Below are 20,673 nucleotides of genomic sequence, written 5' to 3' on the forward strand. Positions count from 1 at the left end.
ATTATATCTCCCAGCATATAGGTTCTAATATTTTTTCATCTTTAAAATGTAATAGATCAGAAGTTTAAAATGTCTTATTTTTAGTTTTAAAATATAACCATGAAGAAAAGCAGCCTTATTCTTATTATTTTTATCATTGTCAAATTTATTCTTCAATATTCGCTGATAAGTCCTGAATACGATCTGCAACGAGATGAATATTTGCATCTGGATCAAGGGAATCATCTTGCCTGGGGCTATATTTCAGTTCCTCCTGTAAGTTCATGGATATCATGGTTGATAAAGGCATTGGGTGATTCTGTATTTTGGATTAAATTTTTTCCGGCTTTATTCGGAGCATTAACAATGGTTGTTGTCTGGAAGGCTATTGAAGAATTAAAAGGTGGCCTTTTTGCTTGTCTTCTGGCATCATTGGGACTATTGTTTTCCTCATTACTTCGTTTGAACATGTTGTATCAGCCCAATTCATTAGATGTTCTATTGTGGACCTCCTTTTTCTATATTTTGATAAAATATGTCAATACAGAAAAAATAAGTTGGCTGTATTGGGGTGGTTGCATTTTCGCGATTGGAATATTGAATAAATACAATATCATTTTTCTTGCATTAGGATTTATTCCAGCTCTTTTAATAACGAAGCAAAGAAAAGTTTTTACAAATCCACATACTTATGGTGCTGCACTTTTAGCCTTAGTGATTATTTTTCCCAATCTTATCTGGCAGTATAATAATAATTTTCCGGTAGTTCATCACATGAAAGAGCTTTCCGAATACCAGTTAGTAAATGTCAATAGGTTTGACTTTCTGAAATCACAGCTTTTATTCTTTATTGGAGTAACTTTTGTTATTCTATTTGGATTCTATGCATTACTGTTTTACAAGTCTTTTGAAAAAATTAGATTTTTCTTCTGGGGATATGTGATCACCCTCTCTATATTTATGTTTTTTAGGGCAAAAGATTACTATGCAGTAGGTATTTATCCTATTTATATAGGGTTTGGAGCTGTTTACCTTGAGGATATTTTAAAAAGCGGATGGAAAAGATTTCTCAAACCAGTTTGTGTTTTACATCCTATTATTTTGTTCTTGCCGATATACAATCTGGCATTTCCTAATAAACCTCCGGAATCTATAGTTCAGAATCCAGACTCTTATAAGAAATTTGGATTTTTGCGTTGGGAAGATGGTAAAGATCATTCTTTGCCCCAGGATTTTGCAGATATGTTGGGCTGGAAAGAATTAGCTCAAAAGGTAGATAAAGAATATTCCCGATTGTCAAAATCTGGAAACACCTTAGTACTTTGTGATAATTATGGGCAGGCCGGAGCCATTAATTTTTATTCGGAAAAAGGAGTAAAAGCAGTTTCATTCAATGCAGATTATATCAATTGGATGGATTTAAGCAAGAAGTATAAAAATTTAATTAGAGCTAAAGACTCTTCAGAAGATGAACTTGAAAAGACGGGCGCTTTTTTCAAACATTCGATACTGGCTGATTCTGTTACTAATCCATATGCAAGAGAAAAAGGAACTGTTATTTTTAGCTTTGAAGATGCTAAAATTGATATACGAAAGAGGATTCAGAATGAAATAGATGAAGTGAAAAGTAGAAATTAACGAACATATAGCTGTAGTTAAGTCTAATAGGTTTAAGAGATGTGAAAAAAAAAATGCTTAAGTCAGGGTAATTTTTAGAATAGTTTATTCTTGCCGTTTATGATCAATGAATGTTGTTGAGAATAGTACGTTTTATATATTATTTATTTCTGATTTGTTGTATCCTTTAGCTTTGATTTAATATTGTGAATAGGTTTTATTATTTTTAATTTCACCTAAAAACATAATATGAAAAATCTAATTTTAATATTGGGTCTTCTGATATTATCTTCATGCCAGGGAAATAAAGAGAAGACTGAAACCGATATTCCGTTAATCCCTATGTTTACCGAATTGCAAAATAAAGCAAAAGCTATATTTGGTGCTTTACCTGGCTTCGTGGATAATAAAATTAGCCCTATAAGTGACGAAAAAGTACTATTGGGAAAAGCATTGTATTTCGACCCTATTCTTTCAAAGAATGGAACCCAAAGTTGTAATACGTGCCATAATCTAAACACTTACGGAGTGGATAATAAAGCTTTTTCTCCTGGAGATGCTAAAGGTTCTGTAGGAGTAAGGAATTCACCTTCTACCTTGAATGCAGCGCTTCATACAGCACAATTTTGGGACGGAAGAGCAAAGTCTCTTGAAGAACAAGCTGGCAAACCTATTCTAAATCCCATAGAAATGGGAATTCCTGATGAGAATTTTGTTATTGAAAGACTTAAGAAAAGTGAAAAGTATCAAAAAATGTTTGGCATTGCTTTTCCAAAAGATAAGAGTCCTATCAATTGGGAAAATCTTACCACTGCAATTGGAGCATTTGAGAGAAAGCTAATAACTCCTTCCCGTTTTGATAAATACATTGAAGGAGATAATAATGCTTTAACGGATAAAGAAAAACATGGACTTCAAGACTTTATTGATGTGGGATGTATTACTTGTCATACTGGTCCGGCTTTAGGAGGTAATTCTTTTCAGAAATTCGGAGTATATAAAGAATATTGGAAGGAAACTAAAAGTACTAAAATTGATGAAGGCAAGTCGGTTATTAGTAAAAACGAGGCCGAAAAATATATGTTTAAAGTTCCGTCTTTGAGAAATGTTACTAAAACCTCACCTTATTTTCATGATGGGAGCGTTACAGATTTGAAGGAAGTCATCAGGATAATGGGGAAAATACAATTGGATAAAGAATTAACATCAGAACAAGTCGATAATATATATGCTTTTTTTGAATCATTAAAAGGTGAAGTTAATCCTGAATTAGCAAAAGCACCCTAATCTTTTAAGCAGATATTTTGTCAAAAATGATTCCTGAATTCAGATGTTCAGGAATCATTTTTATTTATTAATTATTTAATGCAATAAAGTTGCGTTAAATGATTTTTATTGTAATTTTGTATATCAATAAATTATATCTCGACAGAAAGTATGCAAAACAAAAAAATGGATGTTATTATCATAGGAGGGAGTTACTCCGGATTATCTGCAGCAATGGCATTGGGTAGATCTTTGAGAAATGTGTTGATTATAGATCATGGAAAACCATGTAACAGACAGACTCCACATTCCCATAATTTTATTACTCATGATGGGAAGACTCCAAAAGAAATTACAGAGCTAGCCAGAAAAGATATTGAAAAATATAAGACGGTTCAGTTTTATGATGGTAAAGTGATAAGAATAGAAAAAAATGCAGATGTTTTTCGTGTTGAATTGTCTTCCGGTGAAGAGTTTTATGCTAAAAAAATCATCTTGGCTTCCGGAGTAAAAGATATGATGCCGGATATTCCAGGATTTTCAGAATGTTGGGGGATTTCTGTCATCCATTGTCCTTACTGTCATGGTTATGAAGTAAGAAATGAAATAACAGGCATTTTAGCAGACGGTGACTTAGCTTTTGAATTTTCAAAGTTGGTCTTTAATTTGACAAAAGAGCTCACCTTATTCACTAATGGGAAAACAAAGCTTACCCATGAACAGGTTGAAAAATTAAAACAGAATAAGATCAATCTTAATGAAGAAGAAATAGAGAAGATTGAACATGAAAATGGGTATATTCAAAAAGTAATTTTCAAAGATGGTAGCGTTGTGCCTTTAAAAGCCTTGTATGCAAAAATTCCTTTTGAGCAGAATATTGATGTGTCAGAATTAGGCTGTGAGTTAACAGAATATAGATTTATCAAAGCAGATTTTATGCAGAAAACGTCTGTTCCCGGAGTTTTCGCTTGTGGAGATAATGTAACGATGATGAGGTCTGTAGCCAATGCCGTTGCACAAGGTAATTTAGCAGGAGCTGTTGTGAATAAAGAGCTTTCTGAAGAGGAGTTTTAAAGATTTACCTTATACAATCTGAGGATATAAATGATTTGATTGTTTTTCCGTCTTTTCATTGTTTAGTGTTTAAAAATCATCCTTGTCAATACTAAAATCTCAACGAAAATTCCGTACATTTGGGGTGAAAAATTTCAAAAACTAAAAGTAAAATGGATATTATTTTCGACCTGATTGAAAAGGAAAGACAAAGACAAGCCCATGGGTTAGAACTTATCGCATCAGAAAATTTTGTTTCTGAAAATGTGATGAAAGCAATGGGAAGTGTACTGACAAATAAATATGCTGAAGGCTATCCCGGGAAAAGATATTACGGAGGGTGTGAAGTGGTAGATGAGGTTGAAACATTAGCCATCAACAGAGCAAAAGAACTTTTCGGAGTAAACTATGTGAACGTTCAGCCACATTCCGGATCTCAGGCAAATGCAGCCATTTATCTTGCAGTTTTGAAACCAGGAGATAAAATCATGGGAATGGACCTTTCAATGGGAGGACACCTTACTCATGGTTCTGCAGTGAACTTCTCAGGAATTCAATATGAAGTAGTTTCTTACGGAGTAGAAAGAGAAACTGGCCTTATTGATTACAATCAAATGAGAGAAGTTGCTTTAAGAGAAAGACCAAAAATGATGATTGCAGGATTCTCTGCTTATTCAAGAGACCTTGATTATGCTAAATACAGAGAGATTGCAGACGAAATCGGAGCAACACTTTGGGCTGATATTGCTCACCCTGCAGGTTTAGTAGCTAAAGGATTATTGAATTCACCATTTGAGCACTGTCACGTTGTAACGACTACTACTCACAAGACTTTAAGAGGTCCTAGAGGGGGTATGATCATGATGGGGAAAGACTTTGAAAATACATATGGTCACAAAACTCCAAAAGGAGAAACGAAAATGATGAGCCAGGTATTGGATGGAGCTGTATTCCCAGGAATTCAAGGAGGCCCGTTAGAGCACGTAATTGCTGGTAAAGCAGTAGCATTCGGAGAAGCTTTGGATGGTCAATTCGAAACATATGCAAAACAAGTTAAAGCTAATGCTCAGGCATTATCAAAAGCTATGATCGACAAAGGATTTGATATTGTAAGCGGAGGTACAGATAACCACCTGATGTTGGTTGATCTTAGAAATAAAGGTGTAAACGGTAAAGAAACGGAAAAGGCATTAGTACTTGCTGATATTACATGTAACAAAAACATGGTTCCTTTCGATGACAAATCTCCATTTACAACCTCTGGTATCAGACTAGGTACGGCTGCTATTACAACAAGAGGACTTAAAGAAAACGATATGGAAACTATTGCAGGATTGATTTCTGAAGTAGTGGATAATATCAAAAATGAAGAAGTTCTTGCCTCTGTAAGAAAGAATGTTAATGAATTAATGGAAGGAAAAGCATTATTCAACTATTAATATATAGTATAATATAAGATAAAGAATGGGCGAGAGCTCATTCTTTTTTTATTGATATGGAAAAGAAATCTTTTACTTTTGATGAAATTAAACAGAAACTGGTAAGCTATTGTGTGTATCAGGATCGATGTCATGCCGAAGTGGAACAGAAAATGAGGGAATTTTTGCTGATTGATGAAGCAAAAGAAGAAATTATTCTTTACCTTATGAAAGAGAATTATCTCAATGAAGAAAGGTTTACGAGAAGTTATATCCGAGGCAAGTTTTACATCAAACATTGGGGGCGAAACAAGATTAAAATGAATCTTAAACAGAAGCAAATCTCTGATAAACTGATCAGTATGTGTTTTGATGAAATATATGAAGACGATTATATCAAAACCATCACAAGGATTTATGAAGATTATTCTTCCAAACAAAAAGGACTTCAGGAATATCAGAAAAAATCAAAGACCATAAAATATTTGATGAGTAGAGGCTTTGAATATGAGAAAATAAATGATATTTTTGACTGAAATGTTGATAAATTAAAAAGACTAGCTGTTTTTAGAACTGATAAAAAGGAAAGATAAATTTTTATAAAGAAGAGTGTATTGATTGTAAATTTCACCCTCTGCTGAGTTTTTATGGTATGATTTTTGTCAATCAATTGCTCTATCGACTGACTTGTAATAATTTCAGAAAATAGTTAAACATCAAATTTATTTTTGATTTCAGTAACGGAATAGAATTTTATTTTATTTTTGCATAATTGTATCGAAATTATCATTGGTGGATAATTGGATCTTACACTAATTAAAAATATGGACACAAATATAGACAATGTACAATTCTCTTAGAAAAAAAATATTTGGAGGGGATAATATTGTCAATCTCTCAGACGTAAGATATCTTCCTAGATGGATAATACTTGTAATAGATATTATTATTCTGGTTATATCTTTATTTCTTTCTACTTACATTATAGAAAAAATTACCCAAAAGGAATTTGTTTATCATGAAGATAAAAGCATTGTGTTTGCTTTTATTATTATGGTAAATACATTCTTTATGTATATATTTAAAACATATGCGGGGATTATAAGACACTCTACCTTTATAGATTTGTTTAAGCTTCTTATATCATGTTTCTGTACAATGTTTGTTGTTGCTACAATCAATGTGGCTTATTTTTGGACAACAGGTGGAAAGTTTATTCTAACTCCTTATCTTGTTTTGTACTTTGTAATCTCTTTTATGGGATTGTTTTTATTCCGATTATATGTGAAGGAATTTTTTCACATTGTAAGAGAATATAGAAGAAGTGCGTTGAAAAAAAGAATATTAGTACTTGGAATTGATGAGCAATCTATTGCTATCGCAAGAGCTATTCTTGATAATCCTAATCTACCTTATCAGGTGGTTGGCTTTTTGACCCAGAGAACTGACTCTAAAAGAGCTTCGCTTCTCGGTAAGCCTATCTATGGAAAAGAAAAGATTGAAAATAGTACTAAAGATGATCTTGTTATTGATGGAGTAATCATTGTAAAAGAAATGATGGCTAAGGATGAAATGAACTCTTGGGTTAATTTATTCTTGGAAAAAGATTTGAATGTATTCAAAGCTCCATCCGTTCAAAAATTAAGAGATAGTGATTTAGGTGGTTCAATAAGAAATCTTCAAATTGAAGATTTACTTAATAGAAAACCAATTAAAATCGAAAATGAGGAAGTTAAAAGCAGGCATTTTGGTAAGAATGTACTGGTAACAGGCGGTGCTGGCTCTATCGGAAGCGAAATTGTTCGCCAAGTTGCTCAGTTTACCCCGTCCTTAATTGTTGTTCTTGACCAGGCTGAAACTCCATTATATGACATTGAACTTGAAATGAAGGAAAAATTTCCTCATATAAGGTTTAAGTTTGTTCTGGCTGACGTATCCAATATGAATAGAGTGGAAACGTTATTTCAAACCTATAATTTTTCAATGGTGTACCATGCAGCAGCTTATAAACATGTGCCGTTGGTTGAAGATAATCCTAATGAAGCGATTCGTGTAAATGTTTTGGGATCAAAGAATATAGCACTTTTATCAAGCAGATACAAGGTGAATAGATTTGTAATGATCTCTACAGACAAAGCCGTTAATCCTACAAATGTAATGGGAGCATCAAAAAGAGCTGCCGAATTATTTGTACAATCTCTGCAACATGCCGAAGGAAATATAACAAAATTCATTACCACCAGATTTGGAAATGTTTTAGGATCAAACGGTTCGGTTATTCCTCATTTTAAAAAGCAAATTGAAGCAGGTGGCCCTGTTACTATAACCCATCCTGATATTGTTAGGTATTTTATGACAATTCCAGAAGCTTGTGAACTTGTTCTACAGGCTGGAACCATGGGGCAAGGAGGTGAAATATTTGTTTTTGATATGGGCGAACCTGTTAAGATTTTAGATTTAGCCAACAGGATGATAAAATTATCAGGATTTGAGCCTAATATTGATATAAAAATTATTTACACCGGATTGAGACCCGGAGAGAAGTTATACGAAGAGTTGCTAAGTGATAATGCAAAAACTCTTCCTACACACAATGAAAAAATTATGATCTCCAAAGATCCGGCAATGTCCTTTGAAGAAATAGATAATCTGATCCATCTCATTACAGAAGCTTCTATTATGAAAGAGAAAGTAGAGGTTGTGAAAATTTTGAAATTAATAGTTCCTGAATTTAGAAGTAATAATTCTATTTATGAGGTTCTGGATAAGTAAGAAAAGAAGAAAAATATAAATGTATATTTGTACAATTTAAAAAATATGAAGGGAAAAATATTGGCAATATTTTTGGCATTAACACTAGTTTCCTGTAAAGTAAACCAAACTAGGCCAAATGACTTGAACTATATGCAAAATATAGAGAAAGTTGCTATAGAAGCATCAGAAAAAAATTCTAAACCTACAATACAAGCAGGTGATCAAATGATTATTTTGATCACAGCAAAAGATATGGATGTAGTAAGACCGTTTAATCAAAATTACTCATCATCAGAACTTGTACAAAGTAATACATTGGCAGGAGGAAATACACCAAACCAAGGTATGGTGACGGTCTCAGGCCCTACTTATATTGTAGATGCTAATGGTAATATAGATTTTCCAATCTTGGGAAAAATAGATACTTCAGATAAAACATTAGTTCAGTTCAAGGAAGAACTTAAACAAAGAATGACTAAATACATTATTGATCCAACAGTTAATGTTAGATTAGTAAACTTCAAAGTTACGGTTTTGGGAGAGGTAAATAGACAAGGTGATTATGTAATATCTAATGGGCAAGGGACTATTTTAAATGCATTGGGACTAGCAGGAGATCTTACGATGTATGGAAAAAGAGATGATGTTTTGGTTGTCAGAACAGAAAATGGTCAGGTTACCCATGGAAAAGTAAACTTACGAGATGCTAATTTGATCAACTCACCATACTATCATCTTAAACAAGGAGATGCAATCATAGTGGCATCTACCAATACTAAAGATCTTACAGCGAAACAAAATCCTAACACAGGACTTTACCTAACTGCAGCTTCTATTGCTATTACCGCAGTAGCAGTTGTCGTAAGTTTAATCAAGAAGTAAAATAATTAATGGACAATCAGAGTTTTCACCAATCAGAAGAAAAGAAAAGTATCCTTGATAATTTAGATATAAAAGAAATTATTAAACCATATGTAAGAAGATGGCCATGGTTCATTGTAACATCAATTATAGCCGTTATAATTGGGTTTGTTGCACTAAATTCATGACTCCTATATATAACGTTCAGACAACAGTTCTTATAAAAGATGCTAAAAGTTCTTCACCTGCAGTTTCACCTACAGATTTAGGTGTTTTACCTGATTTATCTAGTTTTGGTGGCTTGAAAACCAATAGTATTGCCAATGAAATAGAAATACTAAAATCTAAAAAGCTAATGAGAGATGTTGTCATTAGCCAGAATCTTCAAACTAATATCATTGCTAAAGGTAAAGTGAGAAATTTCGAACTTTACAAAGAAACTTCTCCTATTGAAGTAAAAGTTATCAATGAAAAGAAAGACTTTGTATCATCCACTGAAACAGGAGTTGTAAAGTTGAATATTGAAGGAGATAAGCTAACGCTGAATTTGAACAAGCCTGAGAAACAGATCATTTCAGGATTTGGGAAAACAATCAGTCTCCCGTATGCCAACATTATTATAGTTAAGAATAAAAAATTTGATCCAACATCTATTAAAGATATAGATGTTAAGAATTTGGAACTGTTTATCTCGTCAATTGAAACTAAAACCAATAGCTTACAATCTGATCTTGAGGTTAATTTGGTAAACAAGGATGCTACAGTTGTGAAGTTGGAAATGAAATATCCACAAATTAGTAAAACAGAGGATATTCTTAATTCGTTGATTATAGCATACAACATGGATGCCATTGTAGATAAAAACTCAGAGTCTAAAAAGACCCTGGATTTTATCGAAGATAGAATTAAAAAATTGTCTGTAGAACTTGGACAAGTTGAAAATCAGAAAGAAAGCTTTAAATCACAAAATAATCTTACAGATCTTGAAACTGAAGCTAAAATTAATCTTCAAAGCTCAGCAGAAGCAAGAGCAAAACAATTGGAGGTGGATGCTCAACTTGAACTTACAAATTCTTTAGTTAATTTTGTATCAAAACAAGGACAGTATCAGGTTTTACCTTCTAATGTGGGGCTTAATAATGCTGATGCTACAGCAGGAATTACTTCTTATAATCAACTGATTATACATAGAAATCGATTATTGGAATCAGCAACAACAGAAAACCCTGCCGTTATTGATGTAACGAAGCAAATTAATGCAATGCGTACTTCAATAATGCAAAGTCTACAAAGAAATAAAACAGGTTTAGAACTTGCAAGAAATGAATATGTAGGAGAACAAAATAAGGTTTCAAGTAAGATTTCGAAGTTACCATCTATAGAGAAAATATTCAGAGGTATTGAAAGACAACAACAAATTAAAGAAAATCTATACCTTTTATTACTACAAAAAAGAGAAGAGACTGCAATCGCACAATCTATCACAGCTCCTAAGGCTAGAGTAATAGATACAGCATATGCTTCTAATGTTCCTGTTGCTCCTAAGAAAAATATAATTTTAGCTGTAGCTTTCCTTATAGGACTAGTTATTCCTTTTATTATCATTTATTTAATAGAGTTACTGAACGATAAGATTACCACTAAACATGATTTGGAGAAATTGATCCATGCTCCTGTAATTGCAGAATTGCCAAGCCTTGAAAAAGGAGATTCTGAAGTGGTTAGAATGAATGATATTACGCCTATGGCAGAAGCATTTAGGATTTTGATTACCAATATGAATTTCATGCTTCCTAAAACTAAGAGCAAGGGAAAAGTGATTTTTGTTACTTCTACTGTAAAAGGAGAAGGGAAAACTTTTACCTCTGTAAACTTGGCTTTAACATTGGCTAATCCAAAGAAAAAAGTAATTATCATAGGATCAGATATTAGAAATCCTCAGTTACAGAGATATAACCCTGCGAGAAAAGGATTAATGGGACTTACAGAATATCTTTATTCGGATAAGACAAAACTAGAAGATGTTATTCATGTTTCAACTTTTAATCCATACCTTGATGTTATTTATTCAGGGATGATACCTCCTAATCCTACTGAGTTATTGTCTAATGGACGTTATGAAATACTCCTTGATGAACTTAAAACGAAATATGATTATATCATTTTAGATACAGCACCATTATTATTAGTAACTGATACGTTCCTGATTGCTGAACTTGCGGATGCTACATTATATGTATCAAGATCTAAGTATACAGAAAAAGCATTGACTGAATTTGCAAACAATAATATCGACCAGAAAAAAATTAATAATGTAGGGTTTGTATTAAATGATGTAAGTAGAGAAAATTTAGGTTACAGTAACAAATATGGCTATGGATATAACAATGTAGAAGAAAAAAGCCTATTTCAAAAAATTAAAAACCTGTTCACAAAATAGATGAAAGCTTATAAAATTGCCATTATTGGTCAAGGATATGTAGGGTTACCATTAGCTCTGGAATTTGCAAACTATTACCCTGTTTTTGGTTTTGATATTAATACTGAAAGAATTAGCCAACTTAATAATGGTAATGATATAACATTTGAAGCTGATCCTGACAAGCTTTTAAAAGGATTGAGTAGTTATACATCTTCCCATGGGAAAATAGGATATAATCCTACGAGTGAACTATCAGATATATCAGATTGCAATATCTTTATAGTTACAGTTCCTACGCCTATTGATAAATATAATGCGCCTAATTTACATCCTTTGATCTCTGCTTCAAAAATGCTTGGAGAGATTATAAAAAAAGGAGATATTGTTATCTATGAGTCAACCGTTTTCCCAGGCTGTACAGAGGAAGAATGTGTTCCTGTTTTGGAAAAATATTCAGGGCTTATATTTAATAAAGATTTCTTTGTAGGGTATTCTCCAGAAAGAATTAATCCTGGAGATAAAGTAAATACACTTACAAGTGTGAAAAAAGTAACATCAGGATCTACTGAAGAAATTGCAGAAGAAGTAGATGAACTATATAAAAAAATTATTACAGCAGGAACTCATAAAGCGTCCAGTATAAAGGTTGCAGAAGCTTCAAAAGCAATTGAAAATGCACAGCGTGATGTTAATATTTCTTTTGTTAATGAGCTTGCTTTAATCTTTGATAGAATAGGTATTGATACCCATGATGTTTTAGAAGCAGCGGGAACTAAGTATAATTTTTTAAAGTATAAGCCGGGATTAGTAGGTGGTCATTGTATCTCCGTAGATCCTTATTACCTAGCGCATAAAGCAGAACAACTAGGCTATCATCCTGATGTAATTTTATCTGGAAGACGTGTGAATGACTCTATAGCAAAGTTTATTGCATCAAAGGTGGTGAAGCTGCTTATTGAGAAAGGAGGAGTTATTAAAAATTCTGAAGCTTTAATCTTAGGGGTTACTTTTAAAGAAAATTGCCCAGATGTTAGAAATACAAAAGTGGTTGATATTTATAAAGAATTAATCGACTTTGGAATTAATGTAGACATTTATGATCCATGGGCAAATAAAGAAGAAGTAGAGCATGAATATGGTGTTCATATTTTAGCAAAACTTGAAAATAAGAAGTATGATTCTATTATTTTAGCGGTATCACATAATGAATTTTTGGAAATGGATATTCAGAAATTGAAAAAAGATAACGCAGTAGTTTTTGATGCAAAAGCTTGTTTAGATAGAAGCTTAGTGGATGCTAGACTCTAATACGCCTTATAAAAACAATATTCAAACAAAATAAAAAACATTCATAATGAAGAAGAATTTAGTCATTTTTGGAACTCGTCCAGAAGCTATAAAAATGGCTCCTTTGGTGAAGCAGTTACAACAGGAATCTACTTTTGAAACTAAGGTTTGTGTTACCGCTCAACATAGAGAAATGTTAGACCAGGTTTTGAATTTCTTTACAATTACTCCAGATTATGATTTAGATATTATGAAGCCTAATCAAAATCTTCATACACTTACTGCGGATATCATTACTGAACTCAGAAATGTGTTAGAGGATTTTAAGCCCGACTTTGTGTATGTACATGGTGATACAACAACAACAATGGCGGCAAGTATAGCATCATTTTATTCAGGAGCTAAAGTATGCCATGTAGAAGCTGGATTAAGAACACATAATAAACATTCTCCTTTTCCTGAAGAAATGAATAGGCAAATTACAGCTCGTATTTCTGAATATCATTTTGCTCCTACCGAGTCCTCTAAAATGAATTTATTAGCTGAAAATATAGCAGAAGATAAAATATTAATTACAGGTAATACAGTAATTGATGCGCTTATAGAATCGGCAGATAAAGTTCAGACCTTAGAGAATTCTGAGATAACTGCTTTAAAAAAAATAGTAGATCCCAATAAAAAATTAATATTGGTGACCGGACATCGTAGAGAAAACCATGGAAATGGATTTATCAATATTTGTGAAGCACTGAAAGAGATAGCCCTTAAAAATGAAGATGTACAAATTATATATCCCGTGCACCTTAATCCTAATGTGAAAGGACCTGTTTATGATATACTTTCGGGAATTTCCAATATTCATTTGATAGAACCATTGGCATACCCTTCTTTTGTTTGGTTAATGACTTGTTCTTATCTTATTATTACTGATTCAGGAGGTATTCAGGAGGAAGCTCCTAGCCTTGGAAAACCTGTGCTTGTAATGCGAGATACAACAGAACGTCCTGAAGCAGTGGCATCAGGAACTGTAATTTTAGTGGGTACAGATAAAAATAAGATTATTAGCGAAACTCAAAGGCTTTTAAATGATTTAGAATTTTATGAAAAAATGAGTACATTACATAATCCTTATGGCGATGGAAATGCTTGTAAAAGAATCGTAGAATATATTAAATCATTATAAATTTTGTTAATGAGTAATTTAAAACAAAAATTTAATGATTTACTTAAATCAGATCTTAACAAACGTATTTTTAGTCATAGCTTCTGGATCTTAAGTGGTAATATTTTATCCAAAGCAATATTATTAGTTGCGACAATTTTGATGGCCAAATATTTAAATAAACATGAATATGGTCAATTTGGAATTATTAAGTCTACTATTCTTATGTTTGCAATGTTTGCCGGCATGGAATTAGGAATTACAGCAACAAAATATATTTCTCAGTATAAAGTAACAAATCCATCAAAAGTTGAAAAGATTGTAGGACTTTCCAATTTCTTTGCCATCACTATTAGTATAATCATTTCAATTATAGTTTTTGTTTTTGCTAAAGAAATTGCGAAACAAATAAATGCACCTGCATTATTTCCAGAAATAAGGATCAGTTCATTTATCTTATTTTTTTCATCTCTAAATGGGATTCAAAATGGAATTTTAGCAGGACTAGAGAAATTTAAAGTCATTTCAATAAATAGTGCTATTGCAGGGGTTATTTCATCTGTTTTTATGATTGTTGCTTCTGTGTATGGGGATTTAGAATTAATTACTATTGCCTTTGGAAGTAATTTTGTTATTTTATTTTTGCTCAATTTTATCTCTTTAAAAACTAATTTTTTCTCAGAATATAATATTCAGATTTTTAGCAAACGTAATTTTGACGAGGTTCATGTACTATGGAAATTCAGCCTTCCTGCAATATTAGCAGGTTAATGGTAGGACCAGTGACTTGGTATTGTAATTATTTATTGGTAAATCAGATTAATGGTTATCAGCAGATGGCTAATTTTGATATTGCCAATCAATGGAGAAATACAATATTATTTATTCCAGCAGCATTGAGCCAAATAGCTTTGCCATTACTCTCATCCAGTTTGGGAGATAAAAAGGAATATAAGTCAATCTATATAAGAAACATAAAGCTAAACTTTTATATTGCTTTTTTCTTTGTAATAGTTTTAGTTATAATGTCACCAGGTATTATTTATTTTTACGGAGATAAGTATTCTGATGCTCTTTTACCATTAATTATAATGTTTGTTACTACAGGTTTAATCGCAATTAATAATGTGATTGGACAGGCAATTGCAAGCCAAGATAAAATGTGGCTGGGCTTTTTTGTAAATTTATTGTGGGCAATAATTCTTATTATTTGTAGTTACATTTTCATTGTTATTAATCAGTGGGGTGCTGTAGGGATTTCCCTCGCTTATCTGATAAGCTATATTTCCCATACATTAGTTCAGTTTTTATATATTAAAAGATTTTTATAATGATACTTTTTTTATCAGAATATCCCTTAACTGAGAAGCAGCTCAAAGATGGCTTCTTTCAAAGAGTTATAAATATAGATTCTTATTTGAAAATGAAGAAAGAGTCTATCTTTTGATTTCTTTTTTTAATTTTTTTAATAAAGATGTACATAAGATAGATGATAAATCATCATTTATAAAATGTAATTTTTTTCTTCATTTCTTCTTTATATATAATCTTTTTAAAAAATCAAGCTTAGTCTATATACAATCTTTATTCAATACATTATATACCTTTTTATTTATTTTACTAGTTAAAAATAAATATGCATTGGATTTGCATGGAGTTGTGATTGAAGAACTGGAATTAACAGGGAAAAAAAAATTAAGTAAAATATTTAGTCTTATAGAAGGAAGAATTTATAGAAAATTAGACTATGTGGTCTCAGTAACAGATCAACTGTCCAATTACTATAAAAGAAAATACCCTAATGTGAAAGCAAAATATTTTAAATATGCGATTCTACCCAATAACCTAAATACAATTTCTCAAAATGAGATTGTAAATAATTCTAATGGTGAAAAAGTTAAAATTATTTATAGCGGAAATCTTCAAAAATGGCAAAATGTAGATTTAATGCTTACTGTTATTAAAGAAAATTTATTTTATAACTTTGAGTATACAATTCTTACTGGTGATAAAAATGGAATGATAGATTTGTTAAGAAAACATGGCCTTGATGATAATGAACAAATAAAAGTTGCCTCTGTACATCCATCTGAGCTTCAGGACTATTATCAGGTAGCTCATTATGGTTTTGTGTTGAGAGATGACATTATCGTTAATAATGTTGCATGCCCTACAAAGATTATTGAATATATGTGTTATGGTATTATTCCTATTGTGCTATCGGATAATATTGGTGATTTTAAAGATTTGGGATATGATAGAATAGATTACAAACAAATTAATAAAGAACTAAAGCCAAAGAAAAGTATAGTAAATATGGGAATTATTGATAAATTGAAGCAAACAAATGTTTTTAATTTGCCATTATTTGATGCAGTTTAGTTATAAAATAATACGAGGAGTTTTTAAGGTATAAAAGTATTTTTTAATGTTGATATATTATATAATTTTTTTGGGAATAGCTCTTTTAGGAGGGATGCCTATCAATAGAACAATCAAAACGCTTGCAATAATAATAGTGCTCACACTATTTGCAGGATCCAGATTGGATATTGATAATGATTATCTTTTATATCGGTTTTTTTTTGAATTTATCCCCAAAAGCTTTTCTGAATTTAGAAAAGAGTTCGGTGTTGATACATGTATTTACTTTGTAACTTCATTTTCAAGACTTCTCTTCTATAATACAGAGAGTATCATAAATTTTTCTTTTTTGGTTTTTGCCTTTTTGGGTGTTACCACAAAAATGGTTACCATCTCAAAATATGCTCATTATTATTTATTATCCATATTAATATATTTTACGAATCTTTTTCTTATTCAGGAAATGACCACTATTAGAGCTGGAGTAGCTGCCGGAATATTTTTAATGGCGCTCCCGGATATGATTGAAAAAAGATATTGGCCATTATGTCTGAAAATTGCACTATGCTTTGTTTTTCATTCCAGTAGTGTTTTTTTTATAATTGTTTTTCTATTAATTAAATTTGTTAAGGATATTAAGTACTATTATATTGCTTTAGGAATTTCGGCTTTGTTTGTTCTTTTAAATGTAGATATTGTAAGCCTCTTAAGGTTAGATCTAATATCCCCTAAAGTAGCAGTTTATCTTGAAATTATGCGATGGTTTGATGAGGGAAAAGTCAATATATTTAATTTTAGAATTATTATTTCATTATTTTTCTTAGTATATTTTGCTTTTGTTTATAAAAAGCATATAAAGAATGATGCGACTTTCGATATGTTATTTAAGATTCACGTCATTTCGTTATTTTTATTTTTTGCTCTAAGTTTATCTGCCGTTACGTTTTCATTAAGATCTTTTGAGCTTTTAAGTGTAATTCAGATTCTTCTTTATCCGCTTATCATAAAAACAATGCATCCAAAGGTTAAAATTTTTGGACCAATTATTATTATCATTATTTGTATAATCCAACTTTATTATATGGTGGATGTATCTGATGTTCTTAAACCATATAAATCCTGGCTTTAATATGATCTTATTCGGAATTGTCACTTATAAAGAAATATTTTGGGAATGTAAAACCTTTCAGACCCTTTTACACTCTTTTAGAAAAAATAAAAAAGAGGATGAAAAAATACATGTATTTGTATTTGATAATACAGACGTAGATACTTGGAATTTAATACTACCAAGTTTTGACGACATCAAGCTTTATTATATACATAATAAAACGAATCCGGGAATTTCTTTTGCATATAACAGTATCGCTGAGTATGCTAAAAATGAAGGAATTAATTATATAACATTCCTGGATCAGGATACAGAATTACCGTTAAATTTCTACGAGGTATATAGTAATAGTTGCTTGACGAATCAACCATTGTATGCCCCTAAGATTTATGCTGGGGGTAAGCTTGTTTCTCCAAGTAGATATGTTAATTTTAGGTCTGTTTTATTTGATGAGATCACTGAAAAAGAACTTCCTTTACAAAAAATTTCTTGTATCAATACAGGAATGATGATAAAAACAGAAACTTTTTTTATGAATAAAGGATATAATCCAAGTCTTAGATTAGACTTTTGTGATCATGAATTCATTGAAAGACTTTCTCACTTTAATATAAATATGTCAATTCTTCAGGTTAAGATTAACCAGAATTTTTCATTTTTAGAAAATACCAAGCAACAAGACATTTCAAGATACAGATTATTTGTAAGAGATCTTAAGGTATATGCAAAATCAAGTGGAAAGGAAACAAAAATGTTTTTTTATGTAGATCTGCCGAGGCTTTTAAAACTTACATTTCGACATAAAACATTTGCATTTTTCAAAATCAGATTAGGAATCAGTAATTAAGAATAAAAATGGAGAAGAATAATAGTGTATCAATATGCATGGCAGTATATAATGGAGAGAAATATATACAAGGACAGCTTATCTCCATTCTTGATCAACTGAATGAAGGAGATGAAATCATTGTTGTAAATGATTTTTCCAAGGACAATACTGTTGATATTATCAAATCATTTCAACATCCCCAGATTAAGATTTTTGAGAACGAAAAAAATATGGGTCATGTAAAATCATTTGAAAGAGCAATAGCACTTTCACAAAATGAATTCATTTTTCTGAGTGATCAGGATGATCTTTGGATGCCCAATAAAATAAAATTTTTTAAAGAGTATTTAGATAAAAATAATGTACAATTAGTTTCTTCAAGTTTTATATGTTTTGATAATGATTATAATATTAATAATGACAAAATTTATAAATTAGATAAAAATGCATCCAATAAATATTTTGAAAATATTGTTCGTATTTTCTTAGGCAATATCCCTTATTTTGGATGTGCAATGGGATTCAGAAGAGACTTTTTGAAAGTTATACTTCCATTTCCGGACTATATTGAGGCGCATGATCTATGGATTGGGATGGCATCAAACATTATAAAATCTAATTTACATATTGAAGAAAATAGTATTTTGCATAGAATTCATAATGCCAATGCAACAACATCAAAAAGATCAATTGTTAAAAAAATAAATTCCAGATATATCTTTTTAAAATCTTATATTGAGCTGAATAAGAGGAAGAAGAATTTATAATTATTTTGACCTTAAAAACACACAAAACATAAATGAGGAAATATCAAATTTGTACTAAAACTATTATGGACACGTCTGATTCGGGTATCATTTTCAATGAAGCTGGAGAAAGTGACTATTATACAAATTTCATTGAAAATATATTGCCTGTTTGGAATTATGGAAAAGGGAGAGAAAATGACCTAAATGAAATCGCAGCAAAAATCAAGAAAACTAACTCTAATAAAGATTTTGACTGTATTATAGGTTTAAGCGGAGGATTAGATAGTTCCTATACTGCTTATATTGCCAAAGAAAAAATGGGGCTTAGACCTCTTTTGTATCATGTAGACGCTGGATGGAATACACATCAGGCTGTAAGTAATATAGAAAAACTTGTTAATGGTTTGAATTTAGAGCTATATACAGATGTTATCAATTGGGGAGAAATGAAAGATCTTCAAAGATCTTTTTTCCATGCTCAGGTACCAGATGTAGATATGCCACAAGATGTGGCTTTTTTTTCAAGCTTATATAAGTTTGCAAGAAAGAATAATATTAAATACATTTTAACAGGATCTAATTATAGCACTGAATGTTGTAGAGAACCTGAAGAGTGGGGTGCATACCCAGGCATTGATTCCGTTTTAATTAATGATATTCATGCTAAATATGGTAATAAAAAATTGAAAAGCTTCCCAATCATAGATATTTTGATGTACAAAATATTCTATCGGTTTATTTTAGGAATGAAGGTATTTCATCCTCTTAATTATGTTGAATATGTAAAGAATGATGCAGAAAAATTGTTAAATGAAAAATTTGACTGGCAGCCGTTTCAGCACAAGCATCATGAATCTCGTTTTACCAGCTTTTATGAGGATTTTTGGCTTCCTCAGAAGTTTGGCTACCAAAAAAGGAGAGCTCATTTTTCAAGCCTTATTTTAACAGGACAGATGTCAAGAGAAGAAGCTTTGAACAGAATTTCTATACCAGAGATCGATGATCAGTCAATTAGAAATGAATTTGATTTCGTTGCACAAAAGCTAGGTTTTGAGATTGAGGAATTTAAAAATATTTTTAATAAGCCTAATAGAACCTTAAACGATTTTAAATCTAAACGCAAGCTGATAAGTTTAGGGATAGAAATGACAAGATTTTTAAAACTAGAAAGAAGACTGTTCAGATGATTACAGTTATAAATTATGGAGTAGGTAATATAAATGCATTTATAAATATTTATAAAAAGCATGGAATTCCAACCAATATTGCGACCCATTTTCGAGATTTAGATCATGTAAATAATCTTATTCTACCAGGAGTAGGTTCATTTGATTATGCTATGCAAATGTTAAATGCTTCCGGAATGCGGGAAAGACTGGATGAGCTTGTCTTGAATGAAAAAAAAAATGTGCTTGGTATATGTGTAGGAATGCAGATGATGGCCAAGTCAAGTGAAGAAGGAAAATCTGAGGGATTGGATTGGATTAGAGGTAAAGTAAAGAAAATTGATACTTCAAAAATTAATCATAGATCAAAATTACCCCACATGGGATGGAATACAGTAAAATCCATCAAAGATCATGTAATTTTTAAGGATATGCAGGAAGAAGAACTTTTCTATTTCTTACATTCCTATTATTTTGAAGTTGAAAATGATAAAAATTGTTATGGATTAACTCATTATGGAGAAGATTTTGCAAGTATTATTCACGAAGAAAATATATATGGAATACAATGCCATCCAGAAAAGAGTCATATTGCAGGGGAAAATTTTTTAAAAAATTTCGCAAAATTATAATAA

The 20,673-nt window shown here is 31.2% G+C and carries 17 protein-coding genes and 1 pseudogene; all 18 read left to right on the forward strand.

Features of this window, described 5'->3' with window-relative positions; genetic code table 11:
• Positions 1–99: 99 nt before the first annotated feature.
• Complete coding sequence (locus QWZ06_RS05020; protein WP_290296142.1) at positions 100–1,617, forward strand: glycosyltransferase family 39 protein; 1,518 nt, start codon at positions 100–102, stop codon at positions 1,615–1,617.
• A 228-nt stretch (positions 1,618–1,845) separates the two neighbouring features.
• Positions 1,846–2,883, forward strand: a complete 1,038-nt coding sequence (locus QWZ06_RS05025) for a cytochrome-c peroxidase (protein WP_290296143.1) — start codon at positions 1,846–1,848, stop codon at positions 2,881–2,883.
• A 150-nt stretch (positions 2,884–3,033) separates the two neighbouring features.
• Positions 3,034–3,936 carry an NAD(P)/FAD-dependent oxidoreductase gene (locus QWZ06_RS05030; protein ID WP_290296144.1) on the forward strand — a complete coding sequence of 301 codons (903 nt, stop codon included), beginning with the start codon at positions 3,034–3,036 and terminating at the stop codon, positions 3,934–3,936.
• A 152-nt stretch (positions 3,937–4,088) separates the two neighbouring features.
• The gene (glyA, locus tag QWZ06_RS05035) at positions 4,089–5,354 is read left to right on the forward strand and encodes a serine hydroxymethyltransferase (protein WP_290296146.1); all 1,266 of its coding nucleotides are present in this window, start codon (positions 4,089–4,091) and stop codon (positions 5,352–5,354) included.
• A gap of 50 nt (positions 5,355–5,404) precedes the next feature.
• Entirely contained in the window at positions 5,405–5,869 is a 465-nt protein-coding gene (locus QWZ06_RS05040) for a regulatory protein RecX (RefSeq protein ID WP_378171018.1), read from the forward strand.
• A 307-nt stretch (positions 5,870–6,176) separates the two neighbouring features.
• The gene (locus QWZ06_RS05045) at positions 6,177–8,105 is read left to right on the forward strand and encodes a polysaccharide biosynthesis protein (RefSeq protein WP_290296148.1); all 1,929 of its coding nucleotides are present in this window, start codon (positions 6,177–6,179) and stop codon (positions 8,103–8,105) included.
• A 45-nt stretch (positions 8,106–8,150) separates the two neighbouring features.
• Positions 8,151–8,969, forward strand: a complete 819-nt coding sequence (locus tag QWZ06_RS05050; protein WP_290296149.1) for a polysaccharide biosynthesis/export family protein — start codon at positions 8,151–8,153, stop codon at positions 8,967–8,969.
• Between the two features lie 8 nt (positions 8,970–8,977).
• A pseudogene (locus tag QWZ06_RS05055) lies at positions 8,978–11,388 on the forward strand (GumC family protein).
• On the forward strand, positions 11,389–12,678 hold the full coding sequence (locus QWZ06_RS05060) for a nucleotide sugar dehydrogenase (protein WP_290296150.1): 1,290 nt from the start codon (positions 11,389–11,391) through the stop codon (positions 12,676–12,678). It abuts the pseudogene before it with no gap.
• Positions 12,679–12,724: 46 nt separating this feature from the next.
• Complete coding sequence (gene wecB / locus QWZ06_RS05065) at positions 12,725–13,840, forward strand: non-hydrolyzing UDP-N-acetylglucosamine 2-epimerase (protein ID WP_290296151.1); 1,116 nt, start codon at positions 12,725–12,727, stop codon at positions 13,838–13,840.
• Between the two features lie 9 nt (positions 13,841–13,849).
• Positions 13,850–14,590 carry an oligosaccharide flippase family protein gene (locus QWZ06_RS05070; protein WP_290296152.1) on the forward strand — a complete coding sequence of 247 codons (741 nt, stop codon included), beginning with the start codon at positions 13,850–13,852 and terminating at the stop codon, positions 14,588–14,590.
• Positions 14,590–15,150 (forward strand): oligosaccharide flippase family protein, encoded by a 561-nt coding sequence (locus QWZ06_RS05075; RefSeq protein WP_290296153.1) that lies wholly within the window; start codon positions 14,590–14,592, stop codon positions 15,148–15,150. The genes QWZ06_RS05070 and QWZ06_RS05075 overlap by 1 nt, the downstream gene beginning before the upstream one ends.
• A gap of 310 nt (positions 15,151–15,460) precedes the next feature.
• Positions 15,461–16,201 carry a glycosyltransferase family protein gene (locus QWZ06_RS05080; protein WP_290296154.1) on the forward strand — a complete coding sequence of 247 codons (741 nt, stop codon included), beginning with the start codon at positions 15,461–15,463 and terminating at the stop codon, positions 16,199–16,201.
• Positions 16,202–16,271: 70 nt separating this feature from the next.
• Positions 16,272–17,312, forward strand: coding sequence for an EpsG family protein (locus QWZ06_RS05085; protein WP_290296156.1), 1,041 nt, complete (start codon positions 16,272–16,274; stop codon positions 17,310–17,312).
• Position 17,313: 1 nt separating this feature from the next.
• Positions 17,314–18,141: a glycosyltransferase gene (locus QWZ06_RS05090; RefSeq protein ID WP_290296158.1), complete on the forward strand. Its 828-nt coding sequence runs from the start codon at positions 17,314–17,316 to the stop codon at positions 18,139–18,141.
• An 8-nt stretch (positions 18,142–18,149) separates the two neighbouring features.
• Positions 18,150–18,890, forward strand: a complete 741-nt coding sequence (locus tag QWZ06_RS05095; RefSeq protein ID WP_290296159.1) for a glycosyltransferase — start codon at positions 18,150–18,152, stop codon at positions 18,888–18,890.
• Positions 18,891–18,922: 32 nt separating this feature from the next.
• Positions 18,923–20,059, forward strand: a complete 1,137-nt coding sequence (locus QWZ06_RS05100) for an N-acetyl sugar amidotransferase (RefSeq protein ID WP_290296161.1) — start codon at positions 18,923–18,925, stop codon at positions 20,057–20,059.
• Entirely contained in the window at positions 20,056–20,670 is a 615-nt protein-coding gene (hisH, locus tag QWZ06_RS05105; protein ID WP_290296163.1) for an imidazole glycerol phosphate synthase subunit HisH, read from the forward strand. Before QWZ06_RS05100 ends, hisH begins: the two co-directional genes overlap by 4 nt.
• Positions 20,671–20,673 lie beyond the last annotated feature (3 nt).

Source organism: Chryseobacterium tructae, from assembly GCF_030409875.1.
GTDB lineage: Bacteria > Bacteroidota > Bacteroidia > Flavobacteriales > Weeksellaceae > Chryseobacterium > Chryseobacterium tructae.

What these genes read in the sequence shown, in the direction of transcription:
- QWZ06_RS05030 (WP_290296144.1), top strand. Translation starts at nt 3,034, where the DNA reads ATGCAAAACAAAAAAATGGATGTTATTATCATAGGAGGGAGTTACTCC.
- QWZ06_RS05060 (WP_290296150.1), top strand. Translation starts at nt 11,389, where the DNA reads ATGAAAGCTTATAAAATTGCCATTATTGGTCAAGGATATGTAGGGTTA.
- QWZ06_RS05095 (WP_290296159.1), top strand. Translation starts at nt 18,150, where the DNA reads ATGGAGAAGAATAATAGTGTATCAATATGCATGGCAGTATATAATGGA.
- QWZ06_RS05025 (WP_290296143.1), top strand. Translation starts at nt 1,846, where the DNA reads ATGAAAAATCTAATTTTAATATTGGGTCTTCTGATATTATCTTCATGC.
- QWZ06_RS05075 (WP_290296153.1), top strand. Translation starts at nt 14,590, where the DNA reads ATGGTAGGACCAGTGACTTGGTATTGTAATTATTTATTGGTAAATCAG.
- QWZ06_RS05100 (WP_290296161.1), top strand. Translation starts at nt 18,923, where the DNA reads ATGAGGAAATATCAAATTTGTACTAAAACTATTATGGACACGTCTGAT.
- QWZ06_RS05050 (WP_290296149.1), top strand. Translation starts at nt 8,151, where the DNA reads ATGAAGGGAAAAATATTGGCAATATTTTTGGCATTAACACTAGTTTCC.
- wecB (WP_290296151.1), top strand. Translation starts at nt 12,725, where the DNA reads ATGAAGAAGAATTTAGTCATTTTTGGAACTCGTCCAGAAGCTATAAAA.
- QWZ06_RS05020 (WP_290296142.1), top strand. Translation starts at nt 100, where the DNA reads ATGAAGAAAAGCAGCCTTATTCTTATTATTTTTATCATTGTCAAATTT.
- glyA (WP_290296146.1), top strand. Translation starts at nt 4,089, where the DNA reads ATGGATATTATTTTCGACCTGATTGAAAAGGAAAGACAAAGACAAGCC.
- QWZ06_RS05045 (WP_290296148.1), top strand. Translation starts at nt 6,177, where the DNA reads ATGTACAATTCTCTTAGAAAAAAAATATTTGGAGGGGATAATATTGTC.
- hisH (WP_290296163.1), top strand. Translation starts at nt 20,056, where the DNA reads ATGATTACAGTTATAAATTATGGAGTAGGTAATATAAATGCATTTATA.
- QWZ06_RS05090 (WP_290296158.1), top strand. Translation starts at nt 17,314, where the DNA reads ATGATCTTATTCGGAATTGTCACTTATAAAGAAATATTTTGGGAATGT.
- QWZ06_RS05070 (WP_290296152.1), top strand. Translation starts at nt 13,850, where the DNA reads ATGAGTAATTTAAAACAAAAATTTAATGATTTACTTAAATCAGATCTT.